This window comes from Paraburkholderia atlantica, from assembly GCF_009362785.1.
Taxonomy (GTDB): Bacteria; Pseudomonadota; Gammaproteobacteria; order Burkholderiales; family Burkholderiaceae; genus Paraburkholderia; species Paraburkholderia atlantica.
On the sequence record NZ_WHNQ01000180.1, the window covers coordinates 1 to 1369 of the forward strand.

Annotated in this window: 2 protein-coding genes and 1 pseudogene; 2 read left to right on the top strand and 1 reads right to left on the bottom strand. The window is 59.3% G+C overall.

Annotated features, from left to right (window positions below):
* Both GCT19_RS42020 and GCT19_RS44295 read left to right on the top strand, forming a co-directional pair.
* Nucleotides 1-323: RES domain-containing protein (locus GCT19_RS42020; protein WP_152854674.1), on the top strand; the 323-nt coding region annotated here is incomplete at its 5' end.
* Nucleotides 324-606: 283 nt separating this feature from the next.
* Nucleotides 607-783 (top strand): annotated as a pseudogene (locus GCT19_RS44295) (PDDEXK nuclease domain-containing protein); the annotation flags it as partial.
* A gap of 266 nt (nucleotides 784-1049) precedes the next feature.
* Here GCT19_RS44295 and GCT19_RS43170 read toward each other — a convergent pair.
* A partial coding sequence (locus GCT19_RS43170; RefSeq protein WP_193727547.1) for a hypothetical protein occupies nucleotides 1050-1369 on the bottom strand: 320 nt, incomplete at its 5' end.

Here is a 1369-nt window from a genome sequence, read left to right on the forward strand (position 1 = left end):
CGGTCTGCTCCTACACCGTCGCGCTGCGTAATCTGGTCGACCTGCGGCAACTCCACCGCGGCCCTCTTTGGGACGACCTTTGGCACGACTGGAGCGAGGATTGGCGGCACCTGAAATTCGAGCTGCACATCGAGCCCCCGACTTGGGTTCTGAGCGACATGGTTCGGGAGCAGGGCTTTACCGGCATTGTGTTTCCCAGCCAGACGCACGAGAGCGGTACAAACGTCGTGGTGTTTACCGACCGCCTCGGCGATGGCAATTCGATCGAGGTCAACGACCCGGATGGCCAACTTCCGCGAGACCAGGCAAGTTGGTCGCGTTGAACACCTCTCTGAGGTCTCATGCCGCTGGTATAGAATGCCCGCTCAACCTTCACCGCAGTGTAACGGCACCTCTTGTTCGCCGACTGTCGTCCGAATCGCCAAAGCACGGAAGCTTTGACTAAGGGCTACGATCTTCGCCGGTTTGACCACCTCGTAGACGTTAAGCGATTCGCGAGCATTTCCGCCGCCTCTTTCCTTGTTCTGCGCCACCGGCGAAACACGATCGTCGTCGGCGGGCGCCTCGTTGATATTGAAAACAGTGGGTCTGATCCTGTGCGCGGCGCTGACGCCCGTGGAGGCGATCCGCGATCCGTTTGTCCTCGAATTTCTCGATCTCAAAGATGAGTACTCGGAGTCGGACCTCGAGGCCGCGCTGATCCAGCGGCTCACAGACTTTCTTCTCGAGCTCGGCGACGACTTCGCGTTTGTCGGTCAGCAGCGACGTCTGAGGAGCCAAGACCTTGTTCGGCAGGAAAGGTGCGGCCGAGGCGCACTATGCGCTGGACGAGCGGAGTACCAGACAGTAGTGCAGTCGTGCGCCATGATTTCGTAACGCGATGCGCCCGGCGACCGCAACTGGAACCGGCAGGCACGATCGGTCGGTTGAACGCCTACCGGTTCCTTCGCCGGTGAGCTGCGACCCGAGGGGCGGCGCTTGCGTGCGAAGAAAATCCGGCGTCAGCGGCAGGTTCGGCGTGCCGCCCCCCCCCCCGACAAACACTTCGATCATGCTTTAGCCCTCTCCCGTGCCTTTCTCGTAAGGCTGATGATGTTTGGCCTGGCACCTTTTCTTTTCATCCCTAGCCCAATTCGGAACAGCTCCGGCACTTCAAAGCTGCCCTCGTCGGCGTACGCCACACCATACTTCTCCAAAATATCTAGTTCGTTCGGTTCAATTCCTTGTGCGGCCGCTTCGGCCCGGTCGAATGGCGTGGTCAAATCGGAGATAGCACGCAGCTTCGAGAAAATCGGAGTCAATTCGCGAACCTCTTTTGGATACTCGTCGACCTTAAGGCCACTGGTGTATTCGACCGCCTTTCGCATTG